15 protein-coding genes and 1 pseudogene are annotated in these 16,062 nt (G+C 63.3%); 9 read left to right on the top strand and 7 right to left on the bottom strand.

Going from position 1 to position 16,062, the window contains the following annotated elements:
• Positions 1–246 precede the first annotated feature (246 nt).
• The 3 genes and pseudogenes from ACOKS3_RS14490 (at position 247) to ACOKS3_RS14480 (ending at position 4,772) form a co-directional block, all read left to right on the top strand.
• Positions 247–1,809: pseudogene (locus ACOKS3_RS14490) on the top strand (flavin monoamine oxidase family protein).
• Positions 1,810–1,829: 20 nt separating this feature from the next.
• A complete protein-coding gene (locus ACOKS3_RS14485; protein ID WP_422764010.1) occupies positions 1,830–2,324 on the top strand; it encodes a RidA family protein in 495 nt (164 codons plus the stop codon).
• 72 nt (positions 2,325–2,396) lie between these two features.
• Complete coding sequence (locus ACOKS3_RS14480; protein ID WP_422764063.1) at positions 2,397–4,772, top strand: TonB-dependent receptor plug domain-containing protein; 2,376 nt, start codon at positions 2,397–2,399, stop codon at positions 4,770–4,772.
• 34 nt (positions 4,773–4,806) lie between these two features.
• On the opposite strand, the gene ACOKS3_RS14475 is transcribed toward ACOKS3_RS14480, so the two are convergent.
• Entirely contained in the window at positions 4,807–6,126 is a 1,320-nt protein-coding gene (locus tag ACOKS3_RS14475; protein WP_422764009.1) for an LLM class flavin-dependent oxidoreductase, read from the bottom strand.
• A gap of 11 nt (positions 6,127–6,137) precedes the next feature.
• Positions 6,138–7,091, bottom strand: a complete 954-nt coding sequence (locus tag ACOKS3_RS14470) for an ABC transporter substrate-binding protein (protein WP_422764008.1) — start codon at positions 7,089–7,091, stop codon at positions 6,138–6,140.
• A 295-nt stretch (positions 7,092–7,386) separates the two neighbouring features.
• Between ACOKS3_RS14470 and ACOKS3_RS14465 the strand changes: the two genes are divergently transcribed.
• Both ACOKS3_RS14465 and ACOKS3_RS14460 read left to right on the top strand, forming a co-directional pair.
• On the top strand, positions 7,387–7,995 hold the full coding sequence (locus ACOKS3_RS14465; protein ID WP_422764007.1) for a cysteine dioxygenase family protein: 609 nt from the start codon (positions 7,387–7,389) through the stop codon (positions 7,993–7,995).
• Positions 7,992–9,575, top strand: a complete 1,584-nt coding sequence (locus tag ACOKS3_RS14460) for a rhodanese-related sulfurtransferase (RefSeq protein ID WP_422764006.1) — start codon at positions 7,992–7,994, stop codon at positions 9,573–9,575. The genes ACOKS3_RS14465 and ACOKS3_RS14460 overlap by 4 nt, the downstream gene beginning before the upstream one ends.
• Positions 9,576–9,670: 95 nt before the next feature.
• On the opposite strand, the gene ACOKS3_RS14455 is transcribed toward ACOKS3_RS14460, so the two are convergent.
• The 3 genes from ACOKS3_RS14455 to ACOKS3_RS14445 all read right to left on the bottom strand — a co-directional run bounded on the left by ACOKS3_RS14455 (position 9,671) and on the right by ACOKS3_RS14445 (position 11,546).
• Positions 9,671–10,369 (bottom strand): anti-sigma factor, encoded by a 699-nt coding sequence (locus tag ACOKS3_RS14455; protein ID WP_422764005.1) that lies wholly within the window; start codon positions 10,367–10,369, stop codon positions 9,671–9,673.
• A complete protein-coding gene (locus ACOKS3_RS14450; protein WP_422764004.1) occupies positions 10,366–10,914 on the bottom strand; it encodes a sigma-70 family RNA polymerase sigma factor in 549 nt (182 codons plus the stop codon). Before ACOKS3_RS14450 ends, ACOKS3_RS14455 begins: the two co-directional genes overlap by 4 nt.
• Before the next feature lie 104 nt (positions 10,915–11,018).
• Positions 11,019–11,546: a DUF3455 domain-containing protein gene (locus tag ACOKS3_RS14445; RefSeq protein WP_422764003.1), complete on the bottom strand. Its 528-nt coding sequence runs from the start codon at positions 11,544–11,546 to the stop codon at positions 11,019–11,021.
• 176 nt (positions 11,547–11,722) lie between these two features.
• On the opposite strand from ACOKS3_RS14445, the gene ACOKS3_RS14440 reads away from it, so the two are divergent.
• The 3 genes from ACOKS3_RS14440 to ACOKS3_RS14430 all read left to right on the top strand — a co-directional run bounded on the left by ACOKS3_RS14440 (position 11,723) and on the right by ACOKS3_RS14430 (position 13,633).
• The gene (locus ACOKS3_RS14440) at positions 11,723–12,298 is read left to right on the top strand and encodes a sigma-70 family RNA polymerase sigma factor (protein ID WP_181004553.1); all 576 of its coding nucleotides are present in this window, start codon (positions 11,723–11,725) and stop codon (positions 12,296–12,298) included.
• Complete coding sequence (locus tag ACOKS3_RS14435) at positions 12,295–12,999, top strand: anti-sigma factor (protein WP_422764002.1); 705 nt, start codon at positions 12,295–12,297, stop codon at positions 12,997–12,999. The genes ACOKS3_RS14440 and ACOKS3_RS14435 overlap by 4 nt, the downstream gene beginning before the upstream one ends.
• A gap of 73 nt (positions 13,000–13,072) precedes the next feature.
• Positions 13,073–13,633: a fasciclin domain-containing protein gene (locus ACOKS3_RS14430; RefSeq protein WP_422764001.1), complete on the top strand. Its 561-nt coding sequence runs from the start codon at positions 13,073–13,075 to the stop codon at positions 13,631–13,633.
• A gap of 190 nt (positions 13,634–13,823) precedes the next feature.
• Here the strand turns inward: ACOKS3_RS14430 and ACOKS3_RS14425 are convergent, their stop codons facing one another.
• Complete coding sequence (locus tag ACOKS3_RS14425) at positions 13,824–14,840, bottom strand: alpha/beta hydrolase (RefSeq protein WP_422764062.1); 1,017 nt, start codon at positions 14,838–14,840, stop codon at positions 13,824–13,826.
• A gap of 103 nt (positions 14,841–14,943) precedes the next feature.
• Positions 14,944–15,744, bottom strand: a complete 801-nt coding sequence (locus ACOKS3_RS14420) for an iron-containing alcohol dehydrogenase (protein WP_422764000.1) — start codon at positions 15,742–15,744, stop codon at positions 14,944–14,946.
• Between the two features lie 26 nt (positions 15,745–15,770).
• On the opposite strand from ACOKS3_RS14420, the gene ACOKS3_RS14415 reads away from it, so the two are divergent.
• Complete coding sequence (locus tag ACOKS3_RS14415; RefSeq protein ID WP_422763999.1) at positions 15,771–16,028, top strand: hypothetical protein; 258 nt, start codon at positions 15,771–15,773, stop codon at positions 16,026–16,028.
• Positions 16,029–16,062 lie beyond the last annotated feature (34 nt).

Genomic DNA, 16,062 nt, shown 5'->3' with positions numbered 1-16,062 from the left:
CCATGCGGACAGTTGGACTGTAATAACATCAGTTTTTAGCATTTACCAAATGAACATTATCAGTAATAAACATAATTAACATAGAACGAAAAAGCCTTTCACAGTCTAGTGAAAGTCCATTAAGTTCTGTAAACCGACCCCAACATGGCGGAGGCAAATGGATTTGTGCCAGCCGCCGTCGGGTCCTTCCCTCGATCCGCCTGCCCGTTGCGCACATCCGAACCCAACCTTTTCGGAGCATGCGACATGGGTTTGTCCCGTAGAGACCTGATTACCCGCCTCGCCGCCATCGGCGGCTATTCGGCAGCCCTCGGCGCGCTGGGGCACAATGCGCTGGCCGCCACCTTCCAATCCCTGCAACTGGCCGCAAACGGCGGCAACGGCAAGCGCGTGGTGATTGTCGGCGCCGGAATTTCCGGCCTGGTATCCGCCTATGAGCTGCGCAAGGCCGGCTTTTCGGTCACCGTACTGGAAGCCCGCGAGCGCGTCGGCGGCCGGGTCTGGACCTTGCGCCAGGGCGACCGCATCGAGCACAACGACGGCAGTTCGCAAACCGTCGAGTTTGACCCGGGCCATTTCTTCAACGCCGGCGCCGCACGCCTGCCCAGCCATCACCTGACCATCCTTGGCTACTGCCGCGAGCTGGGCGTGGAGCTGCAGGTGCTGGTCAACAGCAGCCGCAACGCCCTGGCCCAGCCAGACCTGGCACGCCCACCGCTGCTGCTGCGCCAGGCGGTCAACGACACCCGCGGGCATTTCAGCGCACTGCTGGCGCGCAGCGTCAGCCGCAACAGCCTCGATGCCGAGCTCAGCAGCAGCCAGCGCAAGGCCTTGCTCGAATTCCTCAAGGTCTACGGCGACCTCGACAGCCAGCAGCAATACCGCGGCTCGGTGCGCGCCGGCTACACCCGCTTCGCCGGCGCCGGCGACCAGACCCCGGTGCAGCGCCAGCCGGTGCCCCTGGACCAGTTGCTCGACAGCAACCTGCTGCTGCCGCTGGTCTTCGACGAGATCCCCGAGTTCTCCTCGACCATGTTCCAGCCGGTTGGCGGCATGGACCAGATCCCCAAGGCGTTTTACCGCCAGGTCCAGGACAGCGTGCGCCTGGGCGCCGAAGTGCTGGCGGTGGAGACCGGTGACGCTGGCGCCAAGGTGAAGTGGCGCGACCGCAAGACAGGTCAGCAGCATGTCGAACACGCCGACTAAGCCATCGTCACCCTGCCCCTGCCGCTGCTGGCCAAGCTGCCGAACAACTTCGACAACGCCTTCAAGCAAGCCATCGCCAGTGCCGAAGGCGACAAGGCCAACAAGGTCGCCTGGCAATCACCGCGCTTCTGGGAGACCGACTTCCAGATCTACGGCGGGCTCAGCTACATCAACCACGAAGCCCGCACCCTGTGGTACCCCAGCGACCACCTCAACAGTGCCCAGGGCGTGCTGGTCGCCACCTACAACACGGGTGCGGTGGCCCAGCAGTTCGCCGGCAAGTCGCTGCAGGCGCAGATCGCCTCCTCGCGCCAGGCGGTGGAATCGCTGCACCCCGGCCACAGCGGCAAGCTGGGCCGGCCGGTGGTGGTGAACTGGTCGAAGATCCCGTTCAGCGAAGCGCCGTGGATCGTCCACGACGAAGTCGCCCAACCCGGCTACGACCTGCTCAACCAGCCCCAGGGCCGCACCTGGCTGGCCAGCGACGCCCTGGCCCATGGCGGCGTCGGCATCTGGCAGAACAGTGCCGCCGAATCCGCGCGCCGGGTGGTCGGCCTGATCGCCCGCCATGCCAGCCAGACCACCCGCGGCGTCGCCGCCTGACCCCCCAAGGAATCCTCGCCATGCCTCGTCTTCTTCTGCTTGCCGGAGCCCTCATGTCCCTGACCCTCAACGCCCACGCCGATGGCATCAAGCGCGTCGCCCCGCCCGGCTCCAACTTTCCCATCTCGCAACTGGTCACCGTGCCGGCCGGCAGTCAGCTGACCTTCGTCAGCGGCACCCTGCCGGACATCGCCGACCCCAAGGCGGCCAAGGGCAGCATCGCCGCATTAGGCAACACCGAAACCCAGACCCGCTCGGTGCTGAACAAACTGCGCACGGCGCTGCAAGGCCAGGGCCTGGACCTGGGTGACATCGTCCAGCTACGGGTGTTTCTGGTGGGCGACCCGGCCAATGGCGGCGCCCTCGACTTCGCCGGGCTGCAAGCGGCCTACACCGAGTTCTTCGCCACCGCCCAGCAACCCCGCAAGCCGACCCGCACGGCGATCCAGGTGGTGGCCCTGCCGCTGCCGGGCGCGCTGGTGGAAATCGACGCGATCGCCGCCAAGGCGCCGTAAGCGCGCACCACCAATGCCAGACAAGGAACTGCGTGCATGAAGCAAGCTTTCAAAACTGCCCCGTTTTTCAGCATGGCCCTGGCCGCCGGCCTGCACGCCGCCCCCGGCCTGGCCGAGGAACCCGCCGCCCAGGCCCTTGGCACGGTGATCGTCACCGGCAACCGTGGCAGCGAGAAACGCACCGTCACCAGCAGCCCGGTGCCCATCGACGTGATCAGTGCCAAACAATTGCAGGAAACCGGCAAGCCCGGCCTGATGGAGGCGCTCAGCGCCAGCGTACCGTCGCTGACCCTGCCGGAGAAAACCGGCTGGGACGCCAGCGGTATGGCCCGTGCACCGAGCCTGCGTGGCCTCAACGCCGCCCAGGTGCTGGTGCTGGTCAACGGCAAGCGCCGCCACACCAGCGCTACCCTGAACATCAGCGGCATCAACGCCGGCGCCGCGCCCAGCGACCTCGACCTGATCCCCATCAGTGCCATCGACCACGTCGAGGTGCTGCGTGACGGCGCCGCGGCCCAGTATGGCTCCGACGCCATCGCCGGGGTGATCAACGTGATCCTCAAGGCCGACACCAGCGGCACCGCCGTGAGCACCGCCGGCCAAGGCTACGACGGCAAGAAGCAGACCGTGCAGCAAAGCCTGAACAAGGGCTTCGAGATCGGCCACGACGGCATTCTCCAGCTGGCACTCGACGCCCGCAGCCAGAACGACGACAACAAGGCCAGCGCCAACGGCTACAGCCAGGCCGAAGCCCTCGACCGCGCCGGCAAGGTCACCTATGGCGGCTACGGCACGCCGAAGATCAACCTGCTGACCCTGGGCTACAACGCCGAGCTGCCGCTGCAGGACGACCTGACCCTGTACTCGTTCAGCACCTGGTCGTACCGCAAGGCCGAACAGGGCCAGAACTTCCGCCTGCCGACCATCGTCAACACCATCACCACTGGGCCGAACGGGCGCCCGTCCGGCTACACACCCACCTGGTACATAGAGGAATACGACTACCAGGCGGCCTTCGGCGCCAGGGGCCTTGTCGGCGAATGGGACTGGGACCTGTCCAGCACCTACGGGCGCAACCAGGCCGAGCAAGGCACCTGGAACAACCAGAACCCCTCGCTGGGCGAAGCCACGCCCGACCATTTCGAGTCCGGCACCTGGGTCAGCTCGCAACTGACCAGCAACCTCGACCTGCGCCGCAGCTTCGAGGTGGGCCTGGCCAAGCCGCTGGACTTTTCCTGGGGCCTGGAGCAGCGTCGCGACAGCTATCAGGTGCAAGCCGGCGATTGGGCCAGCTGGGCCGATGGCGGCTATTGCGCGGCGCCGGGCAACTGCGCAGCCTCCGGCGCCCAGGTCACCAACGGTATCTCCCCGGCCGAAGCCAGCAGCGCCAGCCGCAACAGCTACGCCGGCTACCTGGACGTGGGCTTCAACCCGCTGCCGCAGTGGTACTGGGGCGCGGCCCTGCGCTACGAGCACTACGACCGCGGTATCGGCGCTACCCGCAGCGGCAAGCTGACCACGCGCTACGAGCTGACACCGGAACTTGCGCTGCGGGCCACGGTGAGCAACGGCTTCCGCGCCCCGTCGCTGGCCAACAGCCTGTTCAGCGCCCGCTCCACCACCTACGGGGTGGTCGATGGGGTGTACCAGTCGATCAACTATGGCGTGCTGCCGGTGGACTCGGCCGCCGCCAAGGCCTTGGGCGCCGAAGCGCTGAAGCCGGAAAAGTCCACCAACTACAGCCTCGGGCTGGCTTGGCAGCCCAGCGAACGCCTGGCCTTCACCGCCGACGCCTACCTGATCAACGTGCGCGACCGCATCACCCTGACCGGCACCCTGCTCGGCCCGGAAGTGACCCAGACCCTGCTGGCCAACGGCATCGACTCGACCTCGGGCGGCCAGTACTTCACCAACGGCGCCGACACCCGCACCAAAGGCCTGGACCTGGTGGGCAGCTACGACCAGGACCTGGGCGGCGCCGGCAGCGTGAAGTGGACCGTGGCGTTCAACTGGAACGACACCGAGATCCTCGACTACAAGGAAAGCGTGAACATCCTCGGCACACCCTATGAGTTGATGAACCGCCAGGCACGCAACTTCCTCACCGATGTGCAGCCGCACACCAAGCTGATTCTCGGTGGTAACTGGCGCCTGGACCGCTACCGGGTCAACCTGGGGCTGACCCGCTACGGCTCCTGGCGCGAGGTGAACGCGGCCAATGACCGCTCGCTGGACCGCGAGTACAAGGCGCGCTGGATCACCGACCTGGACGTGGGCTACCAGCTGACCAAGGACCTGGAACTGGCGATTGGGGCGCGCAACCTGTTCGATGTGTACCCCGAGCGCCAAGCACCGAGCAGCAAGACCATGGTCAAAGGGTACGGGGCGTACTCGCCGTATGGGTTTACGGGGGGGTATTACTTTGGGCGGGTGACCTACAACTTCTGACAGAGTCGGGGGCCGCACGGCAGCCCCTGACGACTTAGCGGCTGAAGCGCGGAATCGGCAACCCCAGGCTCTCGCGCAAGGTGCTGCCCTCATACTCCGTGCGGTAAACCCCACGTTCCTGCAGCAACGGCACCACCTCTTTGGTAAACCGGCGGAACTGCCCGGGGTGGCCGATGTAGATATTGAAGCCGTCCAGCGCCCGCGCCTCGAACCACTCGGCCATCTTCGCCGCCACGGTCTGCGCCGAACCGACAAAGGCTCCCGGGCGTAACTGGCGGCCGAACTCGACGGCCTGGCGCAGGCTGAAACCCTTGTCCCGGGCCTGGTCGGCGATCCGCTTGGCGTTGGTGAAGAAACTGCTGCGGGCGAATTCCAGGCTCTCCTGGGGGAACGGCGCATCGAGATCATACTGGCTGAAATCATGCCAGCCAAAATTGCGCCCGAATTCCTTCAGTGCCAGTTCGAAGCTGTGATCGGCCCGGTGGTAGTGGCGTTCGATCTCCCGGGCATCCTCGTCGCTATCGCCCACATACATTTCCGCCCCCGGCAGCACCAGCAACTGCTCCGGGTCACGCCCCAGGCGCGCGGCCCGGGCCTTGATATCGCGGTAGAACGCCTGGCCCTGCTCGATGCTGGCGGCGTGGGTGAACACCACGTCGGCGGTGGCGGCCCCGAGGTCGCGGCCCTGTTCGGAATCGCCCGCCTGGAAGATCACCGGCTGGCCCTGGGGCGAACGCTGGATGTTCAGCGGCCCGACCACCGAGAAGTGCTCGCCCTTGTGGTCGAGGGCGTGCAGCTTGGCCGGGTCGAGGAAGCGGCCACTGGCGCGGTCGCGCAGGAAGGCATCGTCCTCGTACGAATTCCACAGGCCTTGCACCACCTGCACATGTTCCTGGGCCCGGGAATAGCGGGTGTCGTAGTCGTAGTGCTCGTCCAGCCCGTAGTTGCCGGCGGTGCCGGCATCGCCGCTGGTGACCACGTTCCAGCCGGCGCGGCCCTTGCTGATCAGGTCCAGCGAGGCCAGTCGGCGGGCAACGTTGAACGGTGCGTTGTAGGAGGTGGTCAGGGTACCGACCAGGCCGAGATGACGGGTGCTGACCGCCAGCGCCGAAAGCAGGGTCAGCGGCTCCAGGCGGTTGAGGTAGTGCGAGGGCGAGCCAGGAGTGATGAACTGGCTGTCGACGATGAACATCAGGTCGAACAGCGCCGCCTCGGCCTGGCGGGCGATGTCGATGTACCAGTCGATGTTGACGCTGGCGTCGGCCGGCAGCTCGGGGTCGAGCCACAGGTTGTGCCGACCGGGACCGCCGCAGCCCATGGTCAGGGCGCCGAGTTTGATCTGTCGTTTGCTCATGGGGAATCCTTTCAATGGCTGCTGGCAACGGGCGCCTGGAAGGCCGCGCCAAACGAGGTGTCGAACAGGTTCGCCGCCGGGTAGGCTTTAATCAGGCCAAGCCCCGCGAAGAAGTCCACGGTCTTCTGCGCATCGACAATCACCTGCGGGTTCAACGGCGCCAGGTCGGTGCGCGCACGGGCGAACCAGGCGCGGGCGATATCGCGGTCGGCACGGGTGCGCTGTGCCCAGGCATCGGCGTAGGCCTCGGTGTTGGCCGCATCGTTCAAGGTCCAGTCACGGGCCTTCTTCAGGCGCTGCAGGAAGTCGGCGATCTGCACGCGCTTCTCCTCCACGGCCTTGCTGTTGGCCACCACGAAGCTTTGCGCCGGGATCACCCCTTCGGCGGTGGCCAGCACACGGGCGCCCTGGCGCTCCTGCTGGGTGACGTAAGGCTCCCAGGTGGCGATCACGTCCACCGAGCCGCCATCCAGAGCGTGGGAGGCATCCAGGGCGCTGAGGTAGCGCAGTTCCAGGGTATCGCGAGGCACGCCAGCCTTGTCCAGGGCGCTGAACAGCAGTTGCTGGCTCCACGAGCCCTTCCAGATTGCCGCACGCTTGCCACGCAGGTCCTGCAGGCTGTTGATCGACGAATCCTTGCGCGCCAGGATGGCCACGCCCTCGAGGTTCTGCCGGCTGACCGCGATCACCTTGATCGGGGCCCCCAGGGCACCGAGGAACAGCGGTGGCGCATCACCGAGCAGGCCAATGTCGAGGCTGCCGACATTGAGCGCCTCGGCCACCGGCGAGCCGGCGGTGAACTGCTTCCATTCCAGAGTGTAAGGTAGGTCGTCGAGCACGCCAGCCGCTTCCATCACCGCGCGGGCGTTGTAGCTCTGGTCACCGACCACCAGGGTCTGGGCAGCGGCGGCAAGGCTGAAGGTGGTGGCCAGCAGCGTGGCGGCCAGGTGTTTGATGTAGCGCACGTTCGTCTCCAATTACCCGCCTGGGGTAGATGAGGCGATCCGCGCGTGCGGTCTCGTCCGGGTCGTTTATAGCCCTAAGGCATTAATTAGCTATTTTTTATAATCTAAATCTTGTTCGCCGGCCTGTGAAATGCACATTAGGCATAACCTCATGCCTTTGGCGTGCGCCATTTCAAAACAGAATGGCTCAGCTGTAAATGCATTATTTGCATATTAGCTTATTATCATTTTGCATTTTGAGAATAGAAGAGAGGTTTGCTAGGGTTAACTCAAACCCGAAAGCCGAGCCTGATCCATGACCCAGAACCTGCGCCCGGAGCGCTTGCGCCATTTCATCGACCGCCTCGCCGCGCTGCTCGACCAGCAGCCTGACGAAGCCACCCTGCTCGACCGCGGCCAGCAACTGCTGGCCGAGCTGGTCGCCCACGACGACTGGCTGCCTGACGACCTCGCCCAGCCCGACCCGCAGCGCTATCAGCAGTACCTGTTGCATTGCGACTCGCGCCAGCGCTTTTCCGTGGTGAGCTTTGTCTGGGGGCCGGGCCAGCAGACGCCGATCCATGACCACCGGGTCTGGGGCCTGATCGGCATGCTGCGCGGCGCCGAGCTTGCACAAGGCTTCCTGCGCGACGCCAAGGGTGCACTGTCGCCGCATGGCCCGTCGGTGCGCCTGGTGCCCGGCCAGGTGGAAGCGGTGTCGCCGCGTATCGGCGACATTCATCAAGTCAGCAATGCCTTCGCCGACCAGGTATCGATCAGCATCCACGTCTACGGCGGCAACATCGGCGCGGTCAAGCGCGCTGTATACGCCGTGGACGGCAGCGAGAAACCGTTCATTTCCGGCTATTCCAACACCCACCTGCCCAACATCTGGGACCTGTCCAAAGAGAACCCTGCCCGATGAGCACCGTCACCACCCGCCACTACCGCGACATCCGCCACGCCCTGCTGGCCCGGGAGGAACTGGCCCTGATCGACGTGCGCGAAGAAGACCCGTTCGCCCAGGACCACCCACTCTTCGCCGCCAACATTCCCCTGTCGAAACTGGAGCTGGAGGTGCTCGCCCGGGTGCCGCGGGCAGACACCGCCATCACCGTCTACGACAACGGCGAAGGCCTCGCCGCCGTGGCCGCCCAGCGTCTGCTGGCGCTGGGCTACAGCGACGTGGCCGTCCTCGACGGCGGCCTCGCCGGCTGGCGCGCTGCCGGTGGCGAGCTGTTCCGCGACGTCAACGTGCCAAGCAAGGCCTTCGGCGAACTGGTGGAGAGCGTGCGCCACACGCCGTCGCTGGCCGCCGAGCAGGTGCAGGCGCTGCTGGATGAAAAGGCCGACGTGGTGGTGCTGGATGCCCGCCGTTTCGACGAATACCAGACGATGAGCATCCCAGGCGGCATCAGCGTGCCCGGCGCCGAACTGGTGCTGCGCGTGGCCGAACTGGCGCCGGACCCAAGCACCCAGGTGATCGTCAATTGTGCCGGGCGTACTCGCAGCATCATCGGTACCCAGTCACTGGTCAACGCAGGCATCCCCAATCCGGTGGCGGCCCTGCGCAACGGCACTATCGGCTGGACCCTGGCCGGCCAGCAACTGGCCCACGGTCAGCAGCGACGCTTCACCGAAGTTGGCGCCGACACCCGCGCCAATGCCGGGCACCAGGCCCGAGCCGTGGCCGACCGTGTCGGGGTCCTGCGACTGGACCGCTCCGGGCTGGCGCAATGGCAGGCCGAAGCCAGCCGCACCACCTACCTGTTCGACGTGCGCACGCCTGAGGAATACAGCGCCGGGCACCTGCCGGGGAGCCGCTCGGTACCGGGTGGTCAGCTGGTGCAGGAAACCGACCATGTGGCAAGCGTGCGCGGGGCGCGCATCGTGCTGGTGGATGACGACGGTGTACGCGCCAACATGAGCGCCTCGTGGCTGGCACAGATGGGTTGGCAAGTAGCCGTGCTCGATGGTTTGTCCCTGGCGGACTTCAACAGTACGGGTGAATGGCAGCCGCCACTGCCCGAACTGCCCGCGGCTAACGAGATCAGTGTGGAGCAACTGTCCAGTTGGCTCCAGCAAGACGGCACGGTGCTTCTGGACTTCACCACCAGCGCCAACTACGTCAAGCGCCATATCCCCGGCGCCCACTGGGCAATCCGCGCACAACTGGCGCAGGCACTGGAACGTCTGCCCCAGGCCAGCCGCTTCGTGCTGACCTGCGGCAGCAGCCTGCTGGCGCGCTTCGCCGCCCGCGACCTGCAGGCCCTGACGCGCACCCCGGTGTACTTGCTCGAAGGCGGTACCGCACGCTGGATCGCTGCCGGGCAACCGCTGGAAACCGGCGAAACACAGCTTACCGTACCCCGCAGTGACCGCTACCGGCGCCCGTACGAGGGTACGGACAATCCTCGCGAGGCGATGCAGGGGTATCTGGACTGGGAATTTGGTCTGATCGCCCAACTCGAGCGCGATGGCACCCATGGGTTCAACGTGCTCTAAACCTGAACAAGTGACAGTCCGTTCTGGATCGATAGCAGCCCATTGTGAACGGCTGCTAACGACCCAAAGCGGTCAGTGGTTCTAGACCTTTTTGCTCAAATCACTTTTACCGCGCGGCCAATGAACTTAACCGGCCCCGTCGGCAGCCCGGTAGGTGAACCGCTGGATTTCTCCAGTGTAAGCTCGAACAACTGGTTGGCCTCCAGCGGTGGTAGGCTCTGTAGCGGAACACGATAGGGCTCTCCGGGCTTGACCAGGCCCAGTGAAACTGGTGCGCGCCACTGTTCACCCTTGGTCCAGAACTGAAGGGCCATGCCTTCGGGGACAACATCCAGGCCAAGCGGGATCAACTCGATCATGCGGCTGTCGCTGGTCTGCATCACCCAGCCGGCTGTCTGGCTGCTGGGTGCCACCAGTACCACCACGAATTGAGTGGTGGGCGGGGGCGCAGTAAGCAATGTAAACGCTAGGGCCGCGCTTGCAGCCAGCCCCGCAGCACTCAGCCCTTGCCAAAGGCCGAGGCGTCGCCACCATTTGACTCGCTGTTGTACGGCGGGTGCGGCCAGTTCACTCAGGCTGCGCTGGATACGGCCCCACAGGCGAGCGCTTGCTGGTTGCGGCGCAGCCAGCGCGGTCAGCTCCAGCAAACGTGCCTCCCAGGTATCCACGGCGGCGCGCAAAGCCGGATCGCTGCCCAGGCGCTCAATCACTGTGGCATGTTCCTGTGGCGACAGGGTTCCCAGCACAAACTCGCCGGCGAGGCTGTCCAGTTCCTCGGCGGTATCTGGCTTCATTCCAGGCACTCCCGCAATGCCTTGAGGCTGCGCTTGATCCAGGCTTTGACGGTGCCCAATGGCGCCCCCAGAAGCCCAGCGATTTCGGCGTGGCTGCAGCCGTCCACATAGGCGTGCAGGATGCAACGCTGCGGTGCAGGCTGTAGTTTTTCGAGGCAACGGTAGATCTTCGCCGATCCCGACCAGAGGTCAATGTCATCGAGCCCTTCGTGCACGGTGGGCGCCGTATCCATATCAGCTTCGTCCAGCACGGTTTCACGGCGTGAATCACGGATCGAATTCAGTGCCAGGTGGCGGGTGATGCTGTAGATCCAGCCGCGCGCAGAACCGCGTGCGGGGTTGAAGCTGGCGGCGCGGGTCCAGATGCGGATGAACGCATCGTGGACGATGTCTTCTGCACTCGCGTCGTCACGCGCGATGCGCCGGGCAACGCCCAGCAGGCGCGCGCCTTCATGGTCGTAGAGCGCCTGCAGGGCGCGCCGGTCGCCCTGTGCGCAGGCCTGCAGGCAGCGGTGGAAGTCGAACGGGGCGACAGGCGAGTTCAACGTGTGCGGCTTCCTTGTGTCATGCAAGGTACCCCGGCCATCCGGCCGGGGGGCTTGCCAACGAGCGTAGATGAACAATTGCAAGGTGTCTGCTCAAGTGCGTCTTACTTGGCTGTCCAGAACACATAGTCGGCCTGGTACTGGACGACCTGCTTGGTACCTTTGTTCTGCGCTGTGCAGTCGCTTGCCGGTGCCACGCCGCCGCGGGTGGCCAGGCGCTGGATATAGCTGACCCCTTGCATGGCGCCTTTGCCTTCGGCCGGGTTGGCCTTGACCAGTTGATAGGGTATGGCTCCTTTGTCTGCGGGTGACACCGCCAGCTGGGTACCGGTGACTTTCGAACCATCCTTGGCTTGCCAGGTGGCGGGGGGGCCGAAGTAGTCGCCCACCTGTTTGCCTGCACGGTCATTGAGCACGGCCTTGGGGCCGACGAAGGTCCATTCGGTTTGGCCAGGAGTGTTGGCCTTGTCGCGGCACTCGTAGGTGATTTCGCCGACGCCGACGGTCTCGAGTAAGACGCGATGGCCATCGGGCACCTTGACCGAATCTGGCACTGCGGATTGGGCGTGAGCGGGTTGCACCGCCAGGGCGAGGCAGCAGGCGAACAGACAGGCGGAGTGTTTGAGGCTCATGGGTAGTGCTCCTTACAGGTCATTTGGTTGGGCAGTCACAAGGCTGCCCATTCAGCAATACCCGCCAACGGTCGAACTGGATGCACCGGATGGAAAAAAAGCTGCGCCATGGCCACCCGAGCAGCGCCTGCAAAGCAGGCTAGAGTGAATGAATGCATCGCAGGAGACCGCCCACTTTGCCTATCAGACCGAACACTGCGGAGTCCGCCCCACGGGAACCCGAGGTCCAGGCACAGGATGTGCTACTGCAGGCGTGCGGCAGCGGTAACCGCCTGGCCTTCGAAACCTTGTACTGCGCCACTTCGGCCCGACTGTTCGGGATCTGCCTGTACTACCTGGGCAACCGCGCCGAGGCAGAAGAGGTACTGCAGGAGGCCTACACCAGTATCTGGCTCAAGGCTTCCAGTTTCGACCCCGGGCTCGCCAGCGCCTACACATGGCTTGCGACCATCACTCGGCACAAGGCCATCGACCGGCGCCGCGCCCGGCGTGTACACGAGCCACTTGAAGCCGCCACGCAATGGGCTGCCAAGGACACGGTCATCGACAGCATCGAGCGCGAACGCCAGGGCAATGCGATCGATCGCTGCCTGGCAACGCTGGCGGAGGATCAGCAACGCTATATCCGCGTGGCATTCTTCGAGGGCTGCTCGTATGCCGAACTGGCCGAACGCCACAGTATCCCGCTGGGCACCATGAAAAGCTGTATCCGTCGGGGGCTGCTGGTCTTGCGTGGGTGCCTGGGCCTATGAACGAGCAAGGTGTGCCATCCGACGAACGCGATCAGTTGATCGCCGAATACGTGCTGGGCGTGCTCAGCGCCGAGGACCGCGCCCAGGTCGAGGCCATGGCTGCACGGGACCCCAATGCTCAGGCGGCAATTGCAGCATGGCAGTCTCACTTTGCGTGCTGGCTTGATCGACTGCCCGAGGTCAGCCCGCCAGCGCATGTCTGGCAGGTGATCGAGGCGAAACTGTTCCCAGTAATCGGCCAGCCGCAGCGCGAACGACCGGTTTGGTGGCGCAGCCTCGGGTTCTGGCGCTGGACTTCGGCGGCTCTGGCGGCCTGCCTGCTCGCAAGCGTTATCACGCTCGTACAGCCGCCACACCCAACGCCGCCTGCAATGCTTGCCCGGCTGGAGCAGAGCGACGGGGTTACACTTTTCGCCGCGACGGTTCAAACCGGTGGCACCAGCGTGCTGTTCGTCCCCACCCGAACCAGCACCTGGCGATACCGCACTGCCCAAGCCTGGGTGATCGGCGGCGATGGCACGCCACGTTCGCTCGGTCTCTTGGCGGCCAATGCAGCCACTGCACTGACCGTGCCTTCGGAGCTTGCTGGAGCACTCACCGACGGTGCGGTGCTGGCGGTATCTCTGGAGCCTCTGAAAGGCTCGCCGACCGGGCTGCCGACCGGGCCGGTCATCGCTCAAGGAAAAATATCGTCGTTGTGATGCATCCGTTGGGATTGCTGCTCCGTATATTCCTCACCTTCATCCGAAGGCCAAAGAATCGAGGAGACGCATCATGCTTACCTTTGTTCAACGTGTTACCGCGACCTGCCTAGTCGCCCTTTGCCTGACGGCATCCCCTAGCTTCGCCGCCAGCCCGCTTATGGTCGGCGGTGCGCCGATGTACCCCAACAAGACCATTGTCGAAAACGCGGTGAACTCCAAAGACCACACCACGCTGGTGGCGGCTGTCAAAGCAGCGAGTCTGGTGGACACCCTCAACAGTAAAGGTCCTTTCACTGTCTTTGCACCGACCAACGAAGCCTTCGCCAAGCTACCTGCCGGTACAGTCGACACCTTGGTGAAACCTGAGCACAAAGCGGATCTGACCAAGATACTGACCTACCACGTTGTGTCCGGCACCCTCACTGCCAAGCAATTGATGACCGAGGCCAAGGCACACGGCGGCAAGATCATGCTGAAAACCGTCCAGGGTGAACCTCTAACCGTCATGCTACATGGCAGCCAGCTTTGGGTGATGGACGCCAAAGGTGGTAAGGCCGCGGTCACCATCGCCGATGTGATGCAGGCCAATGGCGTGATTCATGTGGTCGATACGGTGTTGATACCGAAGTAGCGTTGTTGGCCATGGCGGGCATTCTGGCGATGTCCGCTATGGGTCGATTGCGGTCGGTGGTGAGCGGGTGCTCTCGCCCTATTGCGGACGCTGAATTGAACTTGGCCAGGGATGGTTTGGAAATGCCGGCGAACCGGTTTATCGGCAGTTGAGCCAGACGTACCGGCGCTCGGTAACCACCAGAGACGACTTAGCTTTTCAGATACTTGTTGAAGAACGTGGTCATCGCATCGAAAGGAATTTTGTTCTTGTTGTCGTATAGGTCGACGTGAGTGGCGCCTTTGACGATCAGCAGTTCCTTCGGCTGTTCCGCTGCTGCGTATGCGGTTTCAGAGAAGTAGCGTGAGTGTGCCTTCTCGCCATGCACAAACAGAATGGGGCGCGGCGAAATCTCCTTGATGTAGGTCAGAATTGGCATGTTCATGAATGCCTGCGGGGTCGTGATCGTCCAGGAGTTGCCAGAGTTGACTGCGCGGGGGTGATAGCCACGAGGGGTCATGTAGTAATCGGCGTATTCGACCAGGAATTGCGCCTCACCACCTTTGAGCTTGTTGTAAGCAGGTTGATAAGCAGGGGTTCCGTTCTTGGCGTCTTCCCAGCGTTGCCGGCTCAACTGTTCCAGAGCCTGCGTGCGCTGCTCAGCCGTCACGCTGTCGTTGTAGCCTTTAGACATGACCCGGCTCATGTCGTACATGGTGCTGGCGACAACCGCCTTGACTCGCTTGTCGACGGCTACGGCATTCAACGCCATACCGCCCATGCCGCAGATGCCGATCACGCCAATGCGCTCCCGATCAACGTAGGGCTGCAACCCTATTAAGTCCACTGCCGCCATGAAGTCTTCGGTGTTGATATCTGGCGAGGCAACGTTGCGAGGCTCACCGCTGCTTTCGCCGGTATAGGACGCATCAAAAGCCAGGGTGACGAACCCGCGCTCGGCCATCGTTTGTGCGTATAAGCCAGAAGCTTGCTCTTTGACTGCACCGAAAGGACCGCCGACGACGATCGCTGCCAGTCGCTGATTGCCACGGTGTTTGGGGATATAAACATCGGCCGCGAGCGTGATGCCGTAGCGGTTTTTGAAGGTGACCTTCTGGTGATCGACCTTGTCACTTTTCGGGAAGGTCTTATCCCAGGTCTGGACCAGATGCGTTGAAGGATCAGCGGGGCTGGTCTGGGACTGAGCCGTGGCTGACTCGATACCCATCATCCCAACGGCAAACGCAAGGAGGGTGGCTTTGAACAGGTTCGTGGGGACGTAGTTGAGTGTCATGACGGTGTGCCTGTCAGTAATGATGGTCAAAGGTGTGTTACAGCGCGCGCTTGAGGATGTCGGTCACAACCTGCGGCGGGTAAGCCTCGGCGATGCCAAACGCCCTCACATTGATCTGGACGTTATCAACGATTGCGGGGAGGTCCGACTCCTCGATGCCTAATTGCCCGAGCCGCGTCGGCGTACCGATTTCATCGAACCAGTGCTCAAGAGCAGTGATGCCTTCCTCGGCAGAATCCAGGCCGAACACGTACTTCGCGAAACGCTCGAACTGAGCCTTGTTCTGGCCCTGATACCATTTCATCCACGCGGGCATTACGACCGATAGTCCTGCACCGTGGGGCACATTGAAGAGCGCCGACAATGAGTGCTCTATCGCGTGGTTGGGGTAACTGAACCCGGCACAGCCAGAGAAGGTCAGGCCGTTCTGCGCCAGCGTCGCGGCCCAGGCGAACTCTCCGCGCGCAGCATCATCCGAAGGGTTTTTTAGCAGCACTTGAGTGGTATCGATTACGGTATTGATCAGAGACTCGACCAGCCTTGACTGCAGCTTGGGCTGCACCTTGGCGGTAAAGTAAACCTCGATCAGATGAGAAATGATGTCGGCCGCTGAGTACACCAGGTACTCGCGCGAGACGCCGGCCATGAGCGCCGGGCTCAGGATCGATATTTTGGGGCGCGTGTTGTCATTGCCAATAGATGGCTTCTCCTGGGTCGCCTCATTAGTGACCACGCCATAGCCGTTCGCTTCACTGCCCGTGGCGGCAATGGTCAGAATTGCAAACAAGGGCAAGGCAGATGTCTGGCTGTGGCGATGGGGTCCATTACGAGGTCCCATCGCCTGCGTAACTTAGGAGGTTCAACATGAATGCGAGCCCGCTACCTACTCCGCAAATCTGCTTTCCCGGAGGGAACTATCTATACTTCAATGTAATCGCCAAAAATTTCAACGTACCGGTTCAGGATCAGCTCACACGGATCAAAACAAAAGTCTTGAAAACAATCAAGGGTATTGACGACATCCACCTCGGCCTTAACCACATGACGATCCTTTACAACCCCTATTTGATTTCTCCGATCAGCTTGGCGAACGATCTGCGGAAACACTGGCTTGCCACGTGATCGCCGAAGGTAACTCCGACTCAAACCTTTTGTA

It is taken from the genome of Pseudomonas sp. HS6-2 (genome assembly GCF_049325675.2).
GTDB lineage: Bacteria > Pseudomonadota > Gammaproteobacteria > Pseudomonadales > Pseudomonadaceae > Aquipseudomonas > Aquipseudomonas putida_N.
This window is presented reverse-complemented; position numbering and strand designations above follow the sequence as displayed.

Bases quoted from the DNA above. Each gene is read 5' to 3' on its own strand.
- ACOKS3_RS14435 (WP_422764002.1), top strand. From the start codon at position 12,295: ATGAACGAGCAAGGTGTGCCATCCGACGAACGCGATCAGTTGATCGCC.
- ACOKS3_RS14425 (WP_422764062.1), bottom strand. From the start codon at position 14,840: ATGGGTATCGAGTCAGCCACGGCTCAGTCCCAGACCAGCCCCGCTGAT.
- ACOKS3_RS14485 (WP_422764010.1), top strand. From the start codon at position 1,830: ATGCCTCGTCTTCTTCTGCTTGCCGGAGCCCTCATGTCCCTGACCCTC.
- ACOKS3_RS14455 (WP_422764005.1), bottom strand. From the start codon at position 10,369: ATGAAGCCAGATACCGCCGAGGAACTGGACAGCCTCGCCGGCGAGTTT.
- ACOKS3_RS14465 (WP_422764007.1), top strand. From the start codon at position 7,387: ATGACCCAGAACCTGCGCCCGGAGCGCTTGCGCCATTTCATCGACCGC.
- ACOKS3_RS14480 (WP_422764063.1), top strand. From the start codon at position 2,397: ATGGCCCTGGCCGCCGGCCTGCACGCCGCCCCCGGCCTGGCCGAGGAA.
- ACOKS3_RS14430 (WP_422764001.1), top strand. From the start codon at position 13,073: ATGCTTACCTTTGTTCAACGTGTTACCGCGACCTGCCTAGTCGCCCTT.
- ACOKS3_RS14415 (WP_422763999.1), top strand. From the start codon at position 15,771: ATGAATGCGAGCCCGCTACCTACTCCGCAAATCTGCTTTCCCGGAGGG.
- ACOKS3_RS14445 (WP_422764003.1), bottom strand. From the start codon at position 11,546: ATGAGCCTCAAACACTCCGCCTGTCTGTTCGCCTGCTGCCTCGCCCTG.
- ACOKS3_RS14420 (WP_422764000.1), bottom strand. From the start codon at position 15,744: ATGGGACCTCGTAATGGACCCCATCGCCACAGCCAGACATCTGCCTTG.
- ACOKS3_RS14475 (WP_422764009.1), bottom strand. From the start codon at position 6,126: ATGAGCAAACGACAGATCAAACTCGGCGCCCTGACCATGGGCTGCGGC.
- ACOKS3_RS14460 (WP_422764006.1), top strand. From the start codon at position 7,992: ATGAGCACCGTCACCACCCGCCACTACCGCGACATCCGCCACGCCCTG.